Annotated in this window: 19 protein-coding genes; 3 read left to right on the top strand and 16 right to left on the bottom strand. The window is 39.5% G+C overall.

Going from position 1 to position 20,903, the window contains the following annotated elements; translation table 11 throughout:
* Positions 1–5: 5 nt before the first annotated feature.
* On the top strand, positions 6–1,025 hold the full coding sequence (gene namA / locus BKO01S_RS00465) for an NADPH dehydrogenase NamA (RefSeq protein ID WP_066047274.1): 1,020 nt from the start codon (positions 6–8) through the stop codon (positions 1,023–1,025).
* 38 nt (positions 1,026–1,063) lie between these two features.
* On the opposite strand, the gene rnz is transcribed toward namA, so the two are convergent.
* The 4 genes from rnz to BKO01S_RS00445 form a co-directional block, all read right to left on the bottom strand.
* On the bottom strand, positions 1,064–1,990 hold the full coding sequence (gene rnz / locus BKO01S_RS00460; protein ID WP_066047272.1) for a ribonuclease Z: 927 nt from the start codon (positions 1,988–1,990) through the stop codon (positions 1,064–1,066).
* A gap of 99 nt (positions 1,991–2,089) precedes the next feature.
* Complete coding sequence (locus BKO01S_RS00455; RefSeq protein ID WP_066049431.1) at positions 2,090–2,890, bottom strand: DUF2705 family protein; 801 nt, start codon at positions 2,888–2,890, stop codon at positions 2,090–2,092.
* Positions 2,891–2,907: 17 nt separating this feature from the next.
* Positions 2,908–3,705, bottom strand: coding sequence for an ABC transporter permease subunit (locus BKO01S_RS00450; RefSeq protein WP_066047269.1), 798 nt, complete (start codon positions 3,703–3,705; stop codon positions 2,908–2,910).
* A gap of 3 nt (positions 3,706–3,708) precedes the next feature.
* Positions 3,709–4,593, bottom strand: coding sequence for an ABC transporter ATP-binding protein (locus tag BKO01S_RS00445; protein ID WP_066047266.1), 885 nt, complete (start codon positions 4,591–4,593; stop codon positions 3,709–3,711).
* A gap of 333 nt (positions 4,594–4,926) precedes the next feature.
* Here BKO01S_RS00445 and zwf point away from each other — a divergent pair, with 333 nt between their 5' ends.
* Complete coding sequence (gene zwf / locus BKO01S_RS00440; RefSeq protein ID WP_066049428.1) at positions 4,927–6,396, top strand: glucose-6-phosphate dehydrogenase; 1,470 nt, start codon at positions 4,927–4,929, stop codon at positions 6,394–6,396.
* A 114-nt stretch (positions 6,397–6,510) separates the two neighbouring features.
* Here the strand turns inward: zwf and gnd are convergent, their stop codons facing one another.
* The 6 genes from gnd to mce form a co-directional block, all read right to left on the bottom strand.
* Positions 6,511–7,917 (bottom strand): NADP-dependent phosphogluconate dehydrogenase, encoded by a 1,407-nt coding sequence (gnd, locus tag BKO01S_RS00435; protein WP_066047263.1) that lies wholly within the window; start codon positions 7,915–7,917, stop codon positions 6,511–6,513.
* A gap of 136 nt (positions 7,918–8,053) precedes the next feature.
* Positions 8,054–9,328, bottom strand: coding sequence for a DNA polymerase IV (locus BKO01S_RS00430; protein ID WP_066047260.1), 1,275 nt, complete (start codon positions 9,326–9,328; stop codon positions 8,054–8,056).
* A 76-nt stretch (positions 9,329–9,404) separates the two neighbouring features.
* Positions 9,405–9,878, bottom strand: coding sequence for a chemotaxis protein CheW (locus BKO01S_RS00425; protein ID WP_066047257.1), 474 nt, complete (start codon positions 9,876–9,878; stop codon positions 9,405–9,407).
* A 127-nt stretch (positions 9,879–10,005) separates the two neighbouring features.
* The gene (locus BKO01S_RS00420; RefSeq protein WP_066047254.1) at positions 10,006–11,124 is read right to left on the bottom strand and encodes a tripeptidase T; all 1,119 of its coding nucleotides are present in this window, start codon (positions 11,122–11,124) and stop codon (positions 10,006–10,008) included.
* A gap of 75 nt (positions 11,125–11,199) precedes the next feature.
* On the bottom strand, positions 11,200–12,750 hold the full coding sequence (locus tag BKO01S_RS00415) for an acyl-CoA carboxylase subunit beta (RefSeq protein WP_066047251.1): 1,551 nt from the start codon (positions 12,748–12,750) through the stop codon (positions 11,200–11,202).
* The gene (mce, locus tag BKO01S_RS00410) at positions 12,734–13,171 is read right to left on the bottom strand and encodes a methylmalonyl-CoA epimerase (RefSeq protein ID WP_066047250.1); all 438 of its coding nucleotides are present in this window, start codon (positions 13,169–13,171) and stop codon (positions 12,734–12,736) included. The genes BKO01S_RS00415 and mce overlap by 17 nt, the downstream gene beginning before the upstream one ends.
* 135 nt (positions 13,172–13,306) lie before the next feature.
* On the opposite strand from mce, the gene prli42 reads away from it, so the two are divergent.
* Positions 13,307–13,402 carry a stressosome-associated protein Prli42 gene (gene prli42, locus BKO01S_RS24175; RefSeq protein WP_157077246.1) on the top strand — a complete coding sequence of 32 codons (96 nt, stop codon included), beginning with the start codon at positions 13,307–13,309 and terminating at the stop codon, positions 13,400–13,402.
* 42 nt (positions 13,403–13,444) lie between these two features.
* Here prli42 and BKO01S_RS00405 read toward each other — a convergent pair whose 3' ends face one another.
* The 6 genes from BKO01S_RS00405 to BKO01S_RS00380 all read right to left on the bottom strand — a co-directional run bounded on the left by BKO01S_RS00405 (position 13,445) and on the right by BKO01S_RS00380 (position 20,795).
* The gene (locus tag BKO01S_RS00405) at positions 13,445–13,960 is read right to left on the bottom strand and encodes a L,D-transpeptidase (RefSeq protein WP_066047247.1); all 516 of its coding nucleotides are present in this window, start codon (positions 13,958–13,960) and stop codon (positions 13,445–13,447) included.
* A 16-nt stretch (positions 13,961–13,976) separates the two neighbouring features.
* Positions 13,977–14,981: an aromatic acid exporter family protein gene (locus tag BKO01S_RS00400; protein ID WP_066047244.1), complete on the bottom strand. Its 1,005-nt coding sequence runs from the start codon at positions 14,979–14,981 to the stop codon at positions 13,977–13,979.
* Positions 14,982–15,096: 115 nt separating this feature from the next.
* Positions 15,097–15,534, bottom strand: a complete 438-nt coding sequence (locus BKO01S_RS00395; RefSeq protein ID WP_066047241.1) for a BrxA/BrxB family bacilliredoxin — start codon at positions 15,532–15,534, stop codon at positions 15,097–15,099.
* A 167-nt stretch (positions 15,535–15,701) separates the two neighbouring features.
* Positions 15,702–16,748, bottom strand: coding sequence for a methylmalonyl Co-A mutase-associated GTPase MeaB (gene meaB, locus BKO01S_RS00390; protein ID WP_066047238.1), 1,047 nt, complete (start codon positions 16,746–16,748; stop codon positions 15,702–15,704).
* The gene (gene scpA, locus BKO01S_RS00385) at positions 16,748–18,940 is read right to left on the bottom strand and encodes a methylmalonyl-CoA mutase (protein WP_066047235.1); all 2,193 of its coding nucleotides are present in this window, start codon (positions 18,938–18,940) and stop codon (positions 16,748–16,750) included. The genes meaB and scpA overlap by 1 nt, the downstream gene beginning before the upstream one ends.
* Positions 18,933–20,795: a methylmalonyl-CoA mutase family protein gene (locus tag BKO01S_RS00380; protein WP_232311132.1), complete on the bottom strand. Its 1,863-nt coding sequence runs from the start codon at positions 20,793–20,795 to the stop codon at positions 18,933–18,935. Before BKO01S_RS00380 ends, scpA begins: the two co-directional genes overlap by 8 nt.
* Positions 20,796–20,903 lie beyond the last annotated feature (108 nt).

Raw genomic sequence — 20,903 nt, 5'->3', positions numbered from 1 at the left:
AGAAAGTGGAGAGTAAATTATTTCAATCTTATACCATCAAAGATGTTACGTTTAAAAATCGCATTGTTATGGCGCCTATGTGCATGTACTCTAGTCATAATCAAGATGGGCATATCCAAGACTGGCATCGCACTCACTATATTAGTAGAGCGGTTGGTCAAGTGGGGCTTATTATTTTGGAAGCAACAGCCGTTACGCCTCAAGGAAGAATTTCTCCATATGATTTAGGAATTTGGAATGATGAGCATATTGTTGGTTTAAAGGAATTGTCTGACGGAATGAAGGCCTATGGAGCTAAGACTGGCATCCAGATCGCACATGCTGGTAGAAAAGCAGAACTAGAGGGTGAGATCCTTGCCCCATCTGCGGTACCTTTTAACGACAAAATGAAAACACCAAAGGAAATGACTGTAGAAGATATTCAAGAAACGGTGGAAGCCTTCAAGCAAGCTGCACGTCGTTCGAAGGAAGCTGGATTTGATGTGATCGAGATTCATGCGGCGCATGGCTACTTAATTAACGAATTCCTGTCGCCATTATCGAACCAACGTACGGATGAATACGGAGGATCACTTGAAAACCGCTACCGTTTCCTACAAGAAGTAATCGAAGCAGTGAAAGAAGAATGGACCGGTGTCTTATTTGTTAGAGTGTCAGCAACCGATTGGACGGAAGCTGGTTTACAGGTAGACGATTATGTTACTCTTTCCACATGGATGAAGGAGCAAGGAGTAGACCTGATTGATGTGAGTTCCGGAGCGGTTGTTCCAGCTAAAATCCCAACTTTTCCAGGATACCAAGTTCCGTTCGCCGATCAAATTAAGCGCGAAGCACAGATTCCTACAGGAGCGGTTGGATTAATCACTCATGCGTTACATGCAGAAGAGATTTTACAAAATAGTCGAGCGGACCTTGTTTTCCTAGCTAGAGAGCTCTTACGTGACCCATACTGGCCAAGAACTGCTGCGAAGGAACTTGGAGTGGAACTAGAATCTCCTGCTCCATATAGCAGAGGCTGGAATTAATGATATAGAAATAAATCGGGACCAAAGTGGGTCCCGATTTATTTGTTAACTGGAATAGAGATTTCTTTAAAATCGTCGGCGATTTCTGTATTCGGAAATACCTCTCTCGCTTCCTCTACATGTAATTGGGAGGCTCTTCTATCATATCTAGAGCTGATATGAGTAAGGCACAGCTGCTTCACTCCAGCGTCTCGTGCGACCTGTGCTGCTTGTGTAGTGGTTGAATGAAAATAATCATACGCAAGCTGTTCCTCTCCCTTAGAAAACGTGGCCTCATGGATGAGAAGGTCAGCATTTGAAGCTAGTGTATAGGCGTTGTCACATAGTCTTGTATCACCTAAAATTGTCACGATCCTCCCCTTTATATCCTCGCCACGAAACTCAGAAGAATCGAGGTTTGTTCCATCTTCTAAAACGACATTTTCCCCTGCCTTTATTTTTTTGTATAAAGGTCCAGGTGGAATATTTGCTTCCTGAAGCTTGTCTACTAATAAAGAGCCTGGACGATCCTTCTCTACAACTCGATAACCGTATGATGGAATTCCATGCTCTAATTTACGAGCTTCGACCTTGAACTGCTCGTCTTCAAATACAATCCCCTCTTCAATTTCTACAATCTTTAAAGGGTACTTTAGGTACGTTCTACTTACCTGCAAGGAGATATTGACATATTCTTTTATCCCCTTAGGGCCATAAACCGTAACTAGTGACTCTCCACCTTGGAAGGATCGACTGGACAAGAAACCCGGCAAACCATATATATGATCGCCATGAAGATGAGTAATAAATATCTTTTCTATGCGTCGTGGCTTAATAGACGTATGTAAAATTTGATGCTGAGTAGCCTCACCACAATCAAACATCCACAGTGTCCCTCTTTCATCCAACAGCTTCAGTACAAGAGAGCTTACGTTTCTAATTTTTGCCGGAACCCCTGCCCCCGTACCAAGAAATAAAACATCCATTTCAAACGCTCCTTTATGTAAAAAAACCGACGTCATCACAGACATCGGAGATAAATTCATTCTTACTTTCACTATACCATATTTGTTACGAGATTCTTACTATATATGCAGATCTCTCTTTTCATAAGCAATAAAAGTATAGATCGTCAGGACTACTACTAATATGATGCTTAGCATTATATATAGCGCTTCATAGCCAGTTCCACCAATGATGTCTTTTGCCTCAAAATATTTAAAAGGAGTAAAGACTGAAAGAATCTCTAGATTTTCGTTTAGATCAATAACCATTGATAAGAAAAAGGTAATTAGTAACACAGCTGTAGATATGCTTGCAGCTCGTTTAGGATGCTTCATGGAAGCAGCAATGGACGTCCCTAAGCATAAAAACAGAAGTTGCAGAATAAACATACCACCCATCAATTCAGCAATATCAATCAGGTAGGAATCATCTGTTTTATTATAGTAATCGACCATTATATGAGAAATCAAAAAGGTGACGAGATTTATTACAATAATAGCTACCAAGGAAGCCATCCATTTTGAAAAGATCACCTGTTTTCTAGATATTGGTTTCACTAACAAGAATTCGGCTGTTTTATCTCTTTCCTCTTTTGAGACAATGTTCGCACCTAACATCACAGCATGAATAGTAGTCATCACAATTAAATATAAAAACAAAATCCCGTAATAGCCGCTAACAGTCGTTAAATCTAACGAGCCAGTTCCCATAATGGCCTGCAACGCCTTTGGCATACTGACCATGAGTTCATTAATAGACTGACCAGCAGATTCTGTTGCCCCGTACTTACTCATTCCTCCAGCTACCATAGCTAGAATTCCTATACACCATATAACGAGTGACTTTCTTAGTGCTTTTAACTCTCTTAAAAATACATTCACCAAAACCCCCTCCCTCCTCACACAGCATCCATATCTCTTTTAGTATAGATAAAAAAGCTAGCGACAAGAGCTGTGATAACCCACATCAATCCGACGATCAAATATGACCATTCATACTGACTGTTTTTAATAATATACATCGAGTCAAAATACTTGAATGGAGTAATATATCGAACAGAAGCTTCGCCCACTGTAGAACCAAACATTCCAATAAAAAAGAAAGCAAATACGACACCTAGTGATATAGAAAGTACTGACTTCAACTTAGGCAATAGCATAGATGCAATAACTCCTATGGCTAAAAACATCACCTGAACAAAAAAGAGAGTAAAGGAAAGAAGAAAAAATGCTTGTTCATTAAAATCATCCGTCCTTACGTATAAAGCAATGAAGTAAGCCCAGAGAACGAAGAACAAGCTAGTAATTGCAATAGAGACAAATGCTGCAGAGAGCTTTGACACGATCACCGTTGACCTTGAAACAGGCTTGGTAAGAAGAAAATCTACAGTCTTTTCCCGTACCTCCTTGGATAGGATAGAAGCACCTATCATCATCGCCTGTATTGCTCCGCACAACGTAATATACATAAAAACATATGAGTAAAAACCAAGAATGCTTGTAAAGCTACCAATCTCAATCCCAACCGCTTTACGCAATGCTTCCGGGAGAGTTTTTAAGAGCTCGTTCACTTGTTCCGCATCTTTCGTAAAAGAAGGAAAAAGTGCCATAAAAAAGAGTACGAGCACCATAAGAGAAATCGTCCAGATAATCGTCGACTTTCGATATGCTCTTAATTCATGAAGAAAGATATTCACCTTCTACTCCTCCTTTTCGTAGTAGTGCATGAAAATCTCTTCAAGGGTTGGTTCTTCTACCCATAAATTTTTTAGCGGGATTTCTGCTATTTTGGTAATAATGGTATTTATGTTCCCTTTATAAATAAATGATAAAGTCTTTTCTTTTCTCGTTATGTCAGTAACCCCTTCTAACTTAAAAAAGTCTGGAGATACCTCATTTATCGTTTCTAGTCTGAATTTCTTGTAACTATTCTCCGTCAGTGCACTCATCGTTTCCACTTTAACAATTTCGCCTTCTTTAATGATGGCCACACGGTCGCAAAGCTTTTGAACCTCACTCAAAATATGAGAGGAGAAGAGAATGGTTGCCCCCTTCTTATTTTCTTCTTTTAATAATTCAAAGAATTTCTGTTGCATGAGTGGATCCAATCCGCTTGTCGGTTCATCTAGAATAATAAGCTTCGGTTCATGTAATAACCCCTGAACGATACCAACCTTCTTTTTATTGCCTAACGATAAATCGTCAATTTTTTTGGAAAGGTCTAGGTTTAACGCATCGGCAAGCTCCTTCATTCGTTTGGTGCAATCCTTTTTATAAAAGCTTGCTGAATACTTTAGCAAGTCAATAACCTTCATATTGTCATAATAAAAGACTTCTGAAGGCAGATACCCAATCTCCTTTTTAATCTCGGGAGCATGTTTAATGCAGTCCTTCCCAAAGATCGTAGCACTACCACTAGTTGGATAAATGAGTGCAAGCAAGGTTCGAATAGTAGTTGATTTCCCAGCTCCATTTGGTCCAATAAAGCCAAAAATTTCCCCTTCTCTCACTGAGAAAGTAACATTGGATATTCCTCTAGCTTTTCCGTAGACTTTTGTTAACTGATTGCTTTCAATCACATTCATAAAGAAAGCCTCCTTTTTAGACAGTTGATCTATCTAACACCATCATACTACATGGAAAAAAATGCAACAATCATTTTATGAAATATTTTTATTAAAACATTTCATAAAATAAATAAATAGCGCTTTCATAATCATTCAGGATAGTTCAAGCGATTTGGATTAAAATAAATACGTAAATTCGTGAAGAATTATTTGCTTATTTCGATAGAAACCGATAAAATTCTGTACTTGTATAGGTCAATTTTTTTTTATAAAAATACATATATAACATGGAAATACCCTGGAAGAGAGGTTCTTAACGTGACGCAAAACGAGAAACCGACTGCATTAATCATGATATTTGGAGCAACTGGTGATTTAGCGAATAGAAAACTGTATCCTTCGCTCTACAAGCTGTTTGAAAAAGGAAACCTTTCAGACAAATTTGCTGTTATCGGAGTTGCAAGAAGACCATTAACAAATGATGAATTCCAAGAAAACATCAAAAAATCGGTAAAGACATCTATTCAAAAAGAGGATCGAATCGATGAGTTTGCATCTCATTTTTACTATCATTCACATGATGTAACCGATTCTAATTCATACGCAACGCTTAACAAGCTAGCGAGTCAACTTGACACAAATTATCAGTTACAAGGTAATCGCATCTTCTATTTGGCTATGGCTCCCGAGTTCTTCGGAACGATTGCACTACATTTAAAAGAAGATGGTTTGACCGATGTGAGTGGGTTTAAACGCTTAGTCATTGAAAAACCATTTGGTCATGATTTACCATCTGCACAAGAACTAAATGACCAAATTAGAACTGCATTCTCTGAAGATGAAGTGTACAGAATTGATCATTACTTAGGTAAAGAAATGGTTCAAAACATAGAAGTTATTCGATTCGCCAATGCGATCTTCGAACCGCTTTGGAACAACCGCTATATTTCGAATATTCAAGTAACTTCCAGTGAAGTTCTTGGGGTAGAAGAGCGTGGACGCTACTATGAGAAAAGCGGTGCGTTAAGAGATATGGTTCAAAACCATATGCTACAAATGGTCGCATTACTTGCGATGGAACCACCAATAAAGCTAACAACAGAAGAGATCCGCTCTGAAAAGGTAAGAGTCCTACGAGCTCTCCGTCCAATTGAGGGAGAAGAAGTAAAGGAATACTTTGTTCGCGGTCAATATGACAAAGGTACGGTTGAAGGCACAGAAGTATTAGGCTACCGAGAGGAACAAATGGTTAACCCAGAGTCTAATACGGAAACATACGTAGCTGGAAAACTGATGATTGACAATTTCCGTTGGGCAGGTGTTCCAATTTATATACGTACAGGAAAGAGAATGGATGCCAAATCTACAAAAATTGTAATCCAATTTAAAGACATTCCTATGAACCTGTATTATAGCCCTGAGGAGACATTGAATCCGAACCTACTAGTGATTCATATCCAGCCAGATGAAGGCATTACACTGCATTTAAATGCGAAAAAAGCAGGTCAAAACATCGCAGCCACTCCTGTTAAGTTAAATTATGCAAATCGTGGAATCGATGGTATCAATACACCTGAGGCGTATGAGAAACTTCTTTTTGATTGCATGCGTGGGGATGCAACAAACTTTACTCACTGGGATGAGGTTGCTCTGTCTTGGAGCTTTGTTGATAAGATTTCTGATGTTTGGGAAAATCAAAAGGCTGAAAACTACCCTAACTATGCTTCAGGTACAATGGGTCCTCGGGAAGCAGATGAGCTACTTGAGAAGGATGGATTCCATTGGTGGCCAATCTCTAACTTTGACGTTGATAAGTGCTAAAAGAAAAGCTCCTATCCATTTAAGGATAGGGGCCTTTTTTATGCTTTCAAGACTAATCACAGGCACGCAAAATAGCCTACCCTATTGGGTAGGCTATTTTGGCTTCTAGAAGGCTTAGAACCAGTTTGTATGGAATGTTCCTTCTTTATCTGTACGTTGGTACGTATGTGCACCGAAATAGTCACGTTGAGCTTGTAACAGATTCGCTGGAAGTGTTTCTGTACGGTAGCTGTCATAGTATGAAAGCGCAGCAGAGAAACATGGTACAGGAATTCCGTTTTGAACCGCAACAACCATAATGTCACGTAGAGCATGTTGGTAGCTTTCAACGATTTCCTTGAAGTATGGATCAAGTAACAAGTTTTTAAGCTGTCCATCACGGTCATACGCTTCTTTAATCTTCTGAAGGAATTGAGCACGGATAATACATCCCCCGCGGAAGATCATCGCAATCTCTCCATATTGTAAGTCCCAGTTATATTCTTCTGAAGCCGCACGCATTTGTGCAAAGCCTTGTGCATATGAACAAATCTTACTCATATATAGAGCTTTACGAACTGATTCAATAAATGCCTTCTTATCACCAGTGAATTCCTTCGCAGTTGGTCCACCTAATACCTTGCTAGCATGTACACGTTCTTCCTTCATCGCTGAAAGGAAACGAGCAAATACAGACTCAGTAATGATTGGTAGTGGTACCCCTAGGTCAAGAGAGCTTTGGCTTGTCCACTTACCTGTACCCTTTTGCCCAGCCGTATCAAGAATTACGTCAACAAGAGGCTTACCTGTTTCTTCGTCCTTTTTCGTGAAAATATCAGCTGTAATTTCGATTAGGTAACTATCAAGCTCACCTTTGTTCCATTCAGCAAATACTTCATGAAGCTCGTCTGCGCTTAAGCCAAGTACATGCTTTAATAGGAAGTATGACTCAGAGATTAACTGCATGTCTCCATATTCAATTCCGTTATGAACCATTTTCACATAGTGGCCTGCTCCATCTGGACCGATATACGTTGTACAAGGCTCACCGTCAACCTTTGCGGAAATATCCTTAAAGATAGGTGCAATTAATTCATATGCTTCTTTTTGTCCACCTGGCATAATAGAAGGACCTTTAAGAGCACCCTCTTCTCCGCCTGAAACACCTGTTCCAACAAAATGGATTCCTAATTCACTAAGTTCTTTATTGCGGCGCTGTGTATCAACAAAATACGTGTTTCCACCGTCAATAACGATATCACCTTTATCAAGTAATGGCTTTAATTGATCAATTGTTGCATCAGTTGGCCCACCAGCTTTAACCATAAGCATGATTTTACGAGGCACTTCAAGTGATTGAACAAATTCTTCCATGCTATATGTACCAAATATATTTTTTCCATTTGATTCCGCAAGCATTTCATCTGTTTTTTCGCTTGAACGATTGTAAACTGAGACTGTATAGCCTCTGCTCTCGATGTTCCAAGCAAGGTTTTTCCCCATTACCGCTAACCCAATAACACCAAATTGTTGTTTTGTCATTTTTTTACTTCCCTTCTAGCTAAATACTTATATACATAAGAATCCACTTTACTTTAGCAAGATTAAGCAAAAAGCGCAAGTAAGGTGATTAATTAAATATTCAAATATATTTTTTCCTGATTTTTTCTTATCTATGTTACTCTTCTTCCCTATCTCTCACCCTATGTAAAAAATCTTTATTAAAGCTTGTGTCTGTCCCGAATGACGGAGGTTGCTTTTTCTTCCGAGCCATCCCTGCTTGATTTATGATAGCTGTACCGTACTTCTCTTTTAATTTTGAAACAGCATTTAATAGTGGCTCTTTTTTTGCATCACGTTCATAAGAGAAAAGGTCGAGTTGTTTCACTGCTTCATTCACATGTATCAAGTCTGTACCTGTAATGCCAAGAAGACGGATGGCGTTCCCATTCCAATGGGAATGAAAAATATTCTTTGCAAGTTGAGAAATTTCATCTTGTTTATCCACCGGATTATTTAACTTTTTACTTCTAGTCAACGTTTTTCGATCCTTATATCGTAGCGTTACACTTAATCCTGTTGCCAACACTTGTTTGGCCTTTAATCTAGCTGATACTGTGTCTGCTAGCTTTTCAAGAACTTCGTTTAACTCTCTAACATTTGTAACATCCTTTGGAAGAGTTGTTGAGTTCCCAACACTTTTAAAATCTGATACAGAATTCGGGTCAACTTCTCTGACGTCCATTCCATTTGCTCTTTCTTTCAGCCGTAAACCATTGATTCCGAGCAGTGATTTTAACTGAATTTCATTTCCTTTTGCTAAGTCACCAATGGTATGAATGGATATTGTTTTTAACTTTTCAGCTGTCTTTTGACCAACACCATGCATCTCACCGACATTCATGGGCCAAAGAACATGTTTGATATCTCGCTTTCTTAGTACTGTTATCCCTAGTGGCTTTTTCATATCAGAAGCTGTTTTTGCTAAAAATTTATTTGGAGCAATTCCAATGCTGCAAGGGAGATCAAATTGTTCTAACATACGTGCCTGAATCGTTTCTGCTATTTCAATTGGTGATCCAAACTCGTAGCTTTCTGTAATATCTACATATCCCTCATCAATGGAAACCGGCTCAACAAGGTCTGAAAACTGCCTTAGCAGATCAAAAAAAGCGGTGGAGGCAGCTCGATATCGTTCAAAATTTGGTTTCATCACGATTAAATCGGGGCAGAGTTTTCTAGCTTCCCATAACGGCATGGTTGTTCTAACCCCTACCTGTCTTGCTTCATAGCTGCAGGTAACAATAATTCCACGTCTTTCCTCTACATTCCCCGCAATCGCAAGTGGTTTCCCCTTTAAACGAGGATCGTAAGCCATTTCCACAGACGCATAAAAACTATTCATGTCCACATGAAGAATGACACGACCCTTTTTCGGGTACATTTCTTTCATACCTTCTACCTCCTCACCACTTTCACTATTATTTTACCAAAGAAAACGCAAGACGAAAAAAAGCAGCCTTAATCGGCTACTCTTCTTGGTGTTCTTTCATATATTGTTGGATTTCATGAATCCCTTCTAACGATTGAACAAGCTTAGATGGATCGATCATTGTAATCAAGCGAGAATCCAAGTTGGCAATGCAAGAAAAATAACTCGTTTTAGTAAATGCTACTAACCCTAACTGCTTTAAATTCTCCTGTTCAATGTCAATAATCTCTTTTGCGTCGTTAACTAGGACTCCAATTGATAGTTCATCTGTCTTAACCACAATCATCCTTGTTTGATCATTATACTGAATGGAACGGTGATATAAAATCTCCTCAAAATCAAGAACAGGTAATAACTCTCCTCTCACCTTCACAATTCCTTTCACGTATACAGGTAAATGAGGGATAGGTGTTATTCCTTCCACCTTTTCAATTGAAATAACATGTTCAATTGGTATCGCGTATTCTTCCGTCTTTACTTGAAAAACGACTACTTTTGTTGCTGTAAGCATGGTTACTCGCTCCAATCTAGCTTTAAAAGAATCATACTTTATACCTGTATCATACTAACATTTCATCTATTTTGTCTATCAAAAGTAACAAAAAAAGAGTGAGGGATCCGTCCTCACTCTGCCTCTCTTACGCAGAAACTTCTTCAATGATAGCAATAACATACTCTGCTAATTTATTGAGTTCTTCAATAGGCATTCTTTCGTTCGTTGTGTGAATTTCTTCATACCCCACAGCTAGGTTAACGGTAGGTATCCCAAATCCAGCTATCACATTCGCATCACTGCCCCCGCCGCTTCGTAGCAGCTCAGAAGATCGACCAATTTTTTTGGCAGCTTGTTTAGCTATTTCTACCACATGGTCCCCCTCTCCAAATTTAAAGCCAGGGTACATTACTTGAACATCTACCTCTGCTCTGCCACCCATTTCTGAGGCAACATCTTCGAATGCAACCTTCATTTTTTCCACTTGCTCTTCCATTTTTTCATTTATCAATGACCGAGCCTCGGCTAAAATCTCCACGTGATCACAAACGATATTGGTTTGTGTTCCACCTTCGAATCGACCGATATTTGCAGTTGTTTCCTCATCAATGCGACCCAATGGCATTCTTGAAATAGCTTTCGCAGCAATCGTAATAGCAGATACCCCTTTTTCAGGTGCTACCCCAGCATGAGCGGTCTTTCCAAATATCGTTGCCTTTACTTTTGCCTGAGTTGGTGCCGCAACAATAATATTGCCTACTTTTCCGTCACTATCTAAAGCATACCCGTATTTTGCTATGAGTAAGGATGGGTCCAATGCTTTGGCACCAACTAATCCAGACTCTTCTCCAACAGTAATGATAAATTGTATCGTTCCGTGCGAAATGGATTGTTCCTTTAATACTCGAACCACTTCGAGCATAACGGCAAGTCCTGCTTTATCATCTGCACCTAGGATCGTTGTACCGTCAGTAATGACATATCCATCCTTTACGCTTGGTTTGATTCCCTTACCTGGCACAACCGTATCCATATGGGAGGTGAAATAGATAGGGTCCACCTGTTCCTTTGAGCCTTTAAGAGTGCAGATTAGGTTTCCTGCCCCATGTCCAGTCGTTGCAGTTGTATCATCCTCAACAACGTCAACCCCTAGATCTGAAAACTTCTTTTTTAATACCTTTGCAATTTCTGCCTCATGCTTGGTTTCTGAATCCACTTGAATAAGCTCAAGAAATTCCTTTAATAATCTTTCTTCATTAATCATCTTGTACCCTCCATCAATCATTCACTCACTCTTGTAGTATAACTTTTTCGGATCATAATCAGCAAATGAATGGGTTTACAGGGGAATATTTCCGTGCTTTTTATTAGGACGAGTTTCTTTTTTATTACGAAGCATTTCTAGCGATTGGATGATTTTGATTCGCGTTTCACGCGGGTCAATGACGTCGTCTACCATCCCCATACTTGCTGCCACATATGGATTAGCAAATTTTTCGCGATACTCCTCAATTTTTTGTGCTCTTGTTGCCTCTGGGTCATCACTTTGGTTGATCTCTCTAGCAAAAATAATATTCGCAGCTCCCTGTGGTCCCATCACCGCTATTTCGGCATTGGGCCAAGCAAATACTAGATCAGCCCCGATAGATTTGGAATTAAGTGCTACATATGCGCCTCCATAAGCTTTTCGCAAAATAACAGTTAATTTCGGAACAGTGGCTTCCGAATAGGCGTACAATATTTTTGCTCCGTGTCTAATAATTCCACCATGTTCCTGCTTTACACCAGGGAAGAAGCCTGTAACATCCTCAAACGTAATTATCGGAATGTTAAACGAGTCACAGAAACGTATAAATCTAGCTGCTTTATCAGAAGAGTCTATATCCAGCCCGCCGGCCATAAACTTCGGTTGGTTGCATACCAAACCAATTACTTCACCCTTTACTCGAGCGAACCCGACAACGATATTCTTTGCGAAATCTTTTTGTACCTCCATAAAAGAATCCTCATCTACTACCTGCTCAATCACCTTTCTTACGTCATAAGGACGAACTGCGTCAAACGGTACAATATCCGTTAAATCCGGACGGTAATCCCAATCATCCTCGTGTTTGCCATTTGGTGCCTTTTCTTCATTATTCTGCGGAAAATAGCTTAGTAGTTGACGGACTTGTGCAAGAACTTCTTCCTCAGAAGCTGCATGGAAATGTGCATTTCCACTTATCGAGTTATGAACCTTCGCTCCCCCTAAATCCTCTGGACTGATTTTCTCACCCGTTACCGTTTCAATTACCTTTGGTCCTGTAATGAACATTTGACTTGTTTGATCGACCATAAACACAAAATCAGTGATGGCTGGGGAATATACGGCTCCACCAGCACAAGGACCCATAATTACAGATATTTGCGGAATGACTCCAGAGTAAATGGCATTCCGATAAAAAATCTTACCGTAGCCATCAAGAGACACGACCCCTTCTTGAATTCTCGCTCCGCCCGAATCATTTAGTCCAATAAAAGGAGCTCCATTTTTAGCAGCCAAATCCATTACATTTGCTATTTTATTCGCATGCATTTCCCCTAAAGCTCCACCAAAAACAGTAAAATCTTGTGAGAACAAATAGATTGGACGACCATTAACCTTTCCATAGCCAGTAACTACCCCATCGCCAGGTCCTTTTTGATTTTCCAAGCCAAAATCCTTGCATCTATGTTCGATAAAAGGGTTCAGCTCAATAAATGTTCCTTTATCAACGAGAAGCTCAATTCTCTCCCTAGCTGTCAGCTTTCCTTTTTCGTGCTGCTTGTCAATTTTTTGATCTCCTCCACCTAACTCTACTTCTCTTTTCCGGTCATATAAATCATTGATTTTCTCATAAATGTCGATCATTTTGACTCCCCCCATCCCTTTGACACAATTCTAAGAGCACATGATGCGTCGATTTCGGATGCATAAACGCTACTCTCGCATGATGTGCTCCTTCTTTTGGATTGTTGTGAATCATTTGAACACCCTTCTCTTTTAATTCTTGAATCCTAGATTCAATTGAATTTACCCCTAGAGCAATGTGATGGATTCCTTCCCCGCGCTTTTCGACAAATTTATAGATAGCGCTTTCAAAATTTGTCGCTTCAAGTAATTCTAACATCACGTTTCCTGTGTCAATAAAGGCTACCTTTACTTGTTCTGATGGGACCTCCTCAATACCTACAAGCTTCAATCCAAGAACCTCTATGTAAAAAGGCAAGCTTGAATCAATTGACTTTACGGCAATCCCAATATGATCGACATTTTTTATCACTTTTTCCATCTCCCTCAAAAGTAATATAATTATAACTATTCGCTTTTTTGATAAAAAACCCTTCCAGAACCTGAGCGGTTGTTCAATTTATCTTTTCCTAGTAAAATAAACGTAGAAAAGTTTCTGACTGAGAGGAGATAGAAAATGGGAAATAAAAAAACACAAAAAATTGTTGTTTATTTAATGCTCTTTGCGATGCTAGCATCTACTATACTAGCTGGGGTCGTTGCATTTTTATAAAAAAGCCAAAAGGTCACTTAAGGGTTTGCCTTAAGTGACCTTTTATTTTGTAATAGCACCGTAGTCTTTTGCTATTTCTACATAGTTTTCGTTTGTCGTTGTGATTAATACCTTTGTCCCTAGGGGGATAAAATCATAGAGGGATTCGATCGCTTCATTCTGAAGTCTTACACATCCTTGAGATACATACTTGCCAATGGAACTTGGATTATTCGTCCCATGAAGGCCATATATTCTCCCATCTGTCCGATTTGCGTCAAATCCGATCCATCTCGTCCCTAATGGATTCTCTGGATTTCCTCCATTAATATTGCTTTTTCGGTAGTAAGGATTTTTTGCCTTGACCGTTACGGTGAATAAACCTTCAGGCGTAAGCTCATCCGTTTTACCTGTTGCCGCGCTTACCACTGTTTGTACTCGATTTTCATTAATCAAAGCTACTTCGTTCGTCGCTTTATTGACAATTATAAAAGGATCCCCTGGGAGAGGATTATCTCCTAATGGCCATATAGGATTTGAAGTGAATGCTAACACTAAGGCTAGTAGAAAGGATACCATATGTTCACCTTCCGTATTATTTCTCCTTAGTAGTTTGTAGCATCCTCTTTCTTTTATTCACTTTTGGTTTTTTCATCCCGACAAAGTCCTTTTTAATGGTTAAATATTGTTCCATTTCCTTCGTGAAGTGCAACAGAGCCGCACGTGTCTCAAATTCTTCACGTGTTCTAGGAAGCTCCATTTTTTGAAACTCCACTCTCATTTCCTCTAGCTTTTCTATATATATATCAGCTGTGTTTCCGGGGTGGATATTATTTGAAAGATCTTCAATAAATTCTGCAATCATCTCTCCTTGTTCCACTGTAAGAGATATAGAACTAACAAGAGGCAGTACTCTTTCTATAATTTCAAATTGCTTTTCTCTCATTTTAAAATAGTGGTAATATAAGTTCTCGTTTCGCAGGAAATGGTTTTCAACGTCACGGAAGGCTAAGGTCTTTGCCTCATCAATAAGGGTTGCCGTTTCGGGAATTTCGTGACCATCCCAATCTGTTTTATTATTCTTTAAATAAAGAATAATTTCCTCAAAGATGACTTTAAAGTTTTCCTCTATGCTTCTCTGGTAATCAATAAGCTTATTTTCTAAACTTGGCATATATAAATTCATAATTAATGCCACGCCAATTCCAATAATGATTAAGCCCAATTCATTAAATAATAAACTCTTTGTAATATGTCCAGCAGAATACAAATGTAAAATAATAACCGTGCTCGATACAATCCCATCACTTGCTCCAACCATAACTGCTGTTGGTATAAATAGTAATAATAAAAGTCCAATCATGACAGGGTGATAAGTAATTCCTTCAAAAATAACAATTGAAAACACCATTGCCACCATACAAGCTAAAAACCGTTCCCAGGAAGCACGTACACTTTTCTTCTTTGTTACTTGAATGCAAAGGATGGTAAGGATACCCGCCGATGTGAAACTCGATAGTCCTAACCCCTGAGCAATCATAATGGCCGCAGCTGCTCCTAATGCAGTCTTTATCGTTCGGTAACCAATTTTAAATTCCATATTTATTTTTCTCCTATATGTTACTTTCCCATTAGTTACCTTACCCTTGATAGCGCTTTCGATTCAACTAATAACCTAAAAGAACTACAAAAAGAAAAACCTCAGAGCCCTGAGGTTACACTTCTTCACAATATTTATCAAATGCTTCTTGTAACTTTTGTACAACTGCCATTGGCTCATGGCCTTCAATTTCATGGCGTTCAACCATCGTTAAAATTTTCCCGTCCTTCAATAAAGCAAACGAAGGTGAAGATGGCGGATAATCAGTAAAATAAGTGCGGGCAGTTGCTGTTGCTTCTTTGTCTTGACCAGCAAAAACGGTTACTAACTGATCAGGCTTTTTATCATAGTGTACAGAATACATCGCTGCTGGACGAGCAATTCCACCTGCACAACCACATACTGAGTTCACCATTACAAGTGTTGTGCCTTCTTTATTTAATGCAGTCTCCACTTCCTCAGATGTCTTTAATTCGGTATATCCAGCAGCAACAATTTCTTGTCGCGCTTGTCTAACAACGTCGTTCATAAATAAATTAAAGTCCATATTCATGAAAATTTACCTCCATCATTTCAATTTATATATTCAATATACCAATATGAGATACAAATATACAATCAGAAAGGTTTAAGCCAATGAAAAAAGGGTATGATATAAGCACAGCTAGATCATACCCCTACTCCTTAGATGAAGGTCACCGTATGTGTGACCTTCTTTTTTTATTTTCTATCATAAAAATAACTGAACAAATCCTCTACCGCAGAGGGAACGGTCTGATCACCGGCAACAACAGCTCTTTCAAGCTGAGGAAGATATTCTTTTATTTTTTCATGCCCATAAAACTGTATTAGAAGCTGATCAGTGATTAACGCATGCAACCAATCCTTAGTTTGTTGACTTCTACGATCAGCAAACACACCTGATTGTCTCGTCTGATGGGTAAACTGATCAATCATCCTCCAGATCTCCTCGACTCCCTTATGGTAAAGGCTTGAGCATAGGTGAGCTCTTGTCTCCCAACCCGGAGTTGAAGGCTGTAGGAAGTGAAGAATTTGATTATACTCATCCCTTGTCTTTCGAGCAGAAGCCTCATTTATCCCATCCGCCTTATTAACAACAATGGCATCAGCAAGTTCCATGATTCCCTTTTTCATCCCTTGCAGTTCATCACCGGCTCCTGTTAGAACAAGGAGTATAAAGAAGTCTACCATATCTCTTACCATAACTTCACTTTGACCTACACCCACTGTTTCAACAATAATCACTTCATAACCTGCCGCTTCGCAAAGCGCAATCGACTCCTTCGTTTTTCGATGCACGCCCCCTAGCTTTCCTCCTGTAGGGGACGGCCGAATAAAGGCTAACTCCGTTCTTGCTAGTTGTTCCATTCTAGTTTTATCTCCTAAAATGCTCCCCCCACTCAGCGAAGAGCTTGGATCAACAGCTAGAACAGCTACCTTTATTCCTTTCTTACATAAGTACATACCAAAAGAGTCAATAAAGGTACTTTTTCCTGCTCCGGGTACACCTGTAATTCCAATTCGGACCGAGTTACCTGAGAAGGGAAGAATTTGTTGAAGCAGTTCCTGTGCCTTTTTATAATGGTGATCAGCATTGCTCTCAATTAATGTAATAGCCTTAGCAAGCATAGAACGCCTTCCGCTTCTTACCCCTGAACAAAGCTCTTCGACCGTGGGTTCGTTATTTACCTTTTTTCGAAATCGTTTTGCAGAAGAAATGGGATTGTCTTTTTGATTATCTTTCATTACTTCTCCACTTCCTCATAGCCTAATCGCTCATAGATTGCTCTTACCACCTTTTGAGCAGCTACAGGAATGACAGTACCTGGTCCGAAAATAGCGGCAGCCCCCTGGCTATATAAATAGTCATAATCTTGAGCAGGTATTACTCCACCGATTACTACTAAAATATCATCACGACCTAAGTCTCTTAATTCTTTCATTAATTGTGGAAGCAATGTTTTATGGCCGGCCGCAAGTGAGCTTATTCCGATGACATGAACATCATTTTCAATCGCCTGTAACGCGGTCTCCTTTGGTGTCTGGAATAATGGTCCAATGTCCACATCAAATCCTAAATCAGCAAAAGCAGTTGATATCACCTTTGCCCCTCTATCATGACCATCCTGTCCCATCTTTGCGATAAGGATTCTTGGCCGGCGTCCTTCGTTTTCTAGAAATTCCTCTGTCATACGCTGAACTTCTTTCATTTCCTCTTCATTCGAGAACGCAGAGCTATATACTCCGCTAATGGAGCGAATGATCGCTTTGTGTCTTCCTGCGACTAGTTCAATCGCATCTGAAATTTCTCCGATGGTTGCACGAGCTCTTGCTGCATCCACGGCAAGCTCAAGTAAGTTTCCTTCGCCTGTTTGTGCCCCATTCGTTAATGCTTCTAGTGTTCGCTTTACTTCCTTCTCGTCTCTATTAGCCTTAACATATGCTAGCTTTTCAATTTGCTTTAGTCTTACAGCCGTGTTATCGATGTCCAAAATGTCAATTGCTTCTTCCTTATTTACTCGATAACGATTAACACCAATAATCGTTTCCTCACCTGAATCTATTTTTGCTTGACGCTTAGCTGCTGCTTCTTCAATCTTCATTTTTGGCAATCCTGTTTCAATTGCTTTAGCCATTCCACCAAGCTCTTCAATCTCTTCAATATGCTCCCAAGCTCGTTTAATGAGCTCATCTGTTAAGGCTTCTACATAATACGATCCACCCCAAGGGTCAATCACATTCGTGATTCCTGTTTCTTCCTGAAGAAATAACTGTGTATTGCGCGCAATTCTAGCAGAAAAATCCGTTGGAAGAGCGATAGCCTCATCAAGGGCATTCGTATGAAGAGATTGAGTATGACCCATCGCTGCTGCATGTGCTTCAATGAGTGTCCGAGTCACATTATTAAACGGATCCTGCTCAGTTAAGCTCCAACCAGATGTTTGTGAATGAGTACGTAATACCATTGATTTTTCATTTTGAGGAAAAAACGACTTCATCATTTTTGCCCAAATGTATCTCCCTGCCCTCATCTTTGCCACTTCCATGAAATAATTCATCCCAACCGCCCAAAAAAAGGATAATCTTGGTGCAAAGGAATCGATATCAATCCCAGCTTTTAGACCGGTTCGAACATACTCGAGCCCATCAGCTAATGTATAAGCAAGCTCGATATCAGCTGGTGCTCCGGCCTCCTGCATATGATAACCTGAAATACTGATGCTATTGAATTTGGGCATATACCTAGATGTGTATGAAAAAATATCAGCGATAATTTTCATTGACATATCCGGTGGGTAAATATACGTATTACGAACCATATATTCTTTTAAAATATCATTCTGAATCGTCCCTGATAACTGCTCTTTTCTTACCCCTTGCTCCTCAGCAGTTACAATATAAAAAGCCATAATCGGCAACACGGCTCCATTCATCGTCATCGATACTGACATCTGGTCAAGAGGAATGCCGTTAAATAAGGTTTTCATATCTAGCACAGAGTCAATGGCAACACCTGCTTTCCCAACGTCACCTTCTACCCGTGGATGATCAGAGTCATAGCCCCTATGGGTCGCTAAGTCAAACGCAACGGACAATCCCTTTTGCCCCATTGCTAAATTTCTTCGATAAAACGCATTGCTTTCCTCAGCCGTAGAGAAGCCCGCATATTGTCTGACCGTCCAAGGCCTGTTTACATACATCGTTGGGTAAGGTCCTCTTGTGTAAGGAGGCAGACCTGGCAAATCTCCTAAATGAGGCAAATGATCACGGTCATCCTTTGTATATAAAGATTTTATTTGAATCTGTTCATTTGTTTCAAAAAATAAATCCTCCACTAAGGCAGATATTTCTTTTTTTTCTCGATTACTTATTTCTCCCTTTGTGGTTTTTTTACATGAGGGTATTTGGATTTGACGAAAATTTGGTTTGTTATGCATGTGACGTTTCCTCCATTTCAGTCAAGAGACTCGCTAGAGAATTGTAGCAGTTACTTTGTCTATGAAAAAAGTCAGCAATTCCAAATTGAAGCCAGACATCCTTTTGTTCTGGAAGGCCAGCCATATATAGTCGTTTTTCTGGATAATTGGCCTGAAATTCTTTCACAATGGAGAGCCCCAAGTCTTCCAATTCTCCATACGCCCCACACAAGCAGTACGTTGAGTAATTACTAATTTCAATAAACTTCTGAATTGGTTTCCAACTGTCAGCTCCTCCACTTACCTCTGCGGCTATCCCCCCAGGTGAAAGAAAGCCTGTAATAAAATCAGCTTGTGACTTAAACTGTTTTACCCCACCTATACAAATTAACCCTACCACTGGTCGCTGTTCTAGTTTTTCAGAAAGTATTCGAAGGTTTTCAAAGGGCTCTGAGAGCCTATATTGCTTAAGCTCGGGTATCTTTATAACCGCTGTTTCAGGAGATGATTTTTCGTGTAAGCATAATTGTAATGGTTGGTCCTGTAGATTTGCATACATGTTGGTTCCGATAATTGTTTGTTTTCTCGTGAAGCTATCATTCTTTCTATTTTGTAATACTTTATCGATTTGTGTTTGAATGTCTCCATCCACAAGAGAAGAAAGCATTCCCCCATAGTCTTCAATCTGTAAAAATAGCTCCCATGCCTTACTAGCAATTTCATCAGTTAGTTCTTCAATATACCAAGAACCTCCAGATGGATCTTGGGTTTTACTTAATAGTGCTTCTTCTTTTAGGATAAGCTGAGCATTTCGAGCAATTCGTTCAGAAAACTCTGTACCGTTCCCTTCCAACTCATCAAAGGGACTAACATGTAAATATTGAACCCCTCCAATTACAGCCGCAAACGCTTCGTTGCTTGATCTAAGAAGATTTACATAAGGGTCATAGATTGTTTTGGTAAAGCTTGAGGTTCGTGCCGCTATGACCATTTTTTGATTTTCGTTACTCGCTCCGTATGCTTTGGCTATTTCACTCCAAAGCATACGGGCCGCTCTTAACTTAGCAATCTCCATGAAGAAATTGGCTCCTACTGAGAAGTGAAAAATATAGTTTGAAAGAATTATTTCGGTCGGTATGTTTCTGTTTGAGAGTTCTTCTAGGTGGAATACGGCCGTTGCAAGAGAAATGGCAATCTCTTGGACTGCATTAGCGCCCCCATTGTGGTAGGGGGTAGTGTCAACGAGAATTGTTTTTAGTTCAGGGAATTGTTGTGAGGCAATTTGGATATTTTTTGCTAATTCATCATACACATCGTTTACTGGCTGTTCTAAATAGCCACTTGAAACTAATTGAGCTAATGGATCCGTTGCGATAAAGCCTTGAATATGTTTTCCTTCTTTGACGTTACTTAACTCTAAGAGGAGATTGGATTGCTTACCATTCAAAGCAAACACACAAAATGGATAGCGATTCGCATATGCTTCAAATATTGATTGATAAGAGGTATTATCTTGGACAGTAAAGGAGACAGCAGTTTGGCCTGCCTTTAAAGCCTCTTCCATCTTGTTTTTCAGCTCATTCACTGTAGATGCGTGAATGGCCTGTGCTATTTTCCATGGTTGCGTTTGACCCCGATAGGGATCAATCCCTCTTCGATAATCAGGAAGGCCAGGAAATTGGGAACATTGTTGTTCCTTTTTAAAATAAAGCGGTTTCAATTTTATCTGTTCGTATGTATGTTTATTTAGATCTTCTACCTTTTTTCCTTTCAAAGACTGTCCACTTTTCTCTGTCCAGTCTCTTTCTTGCCAAAGTGGGAATGACTTATTTTTCATGTCTTTGATTTGCATTTTATGCCGTGTCAAATAAGCCACGGCTTCCCTCCCTCCGAAAGATAAATTGAGGTAAAATTCATAATTGTCGATCTTACTCTTATTGTAGTACACATGGGAATAATTGCAAAGAAGAAAAACCGCTGTCTA

This window comes from Robertmurraya korlensis NBRC 107688 (assembly GCF_001591645.1).
Classification (GTDB): Bacteria; Bacillota; Bacilli; order Bacillales; family Cytobacillaceae; genus Robertmurraya_A.
Note: the sequence above shows the minus strand (reverse complement) of the source record. Positions and strands in the feature narration are given on the sequence as shown.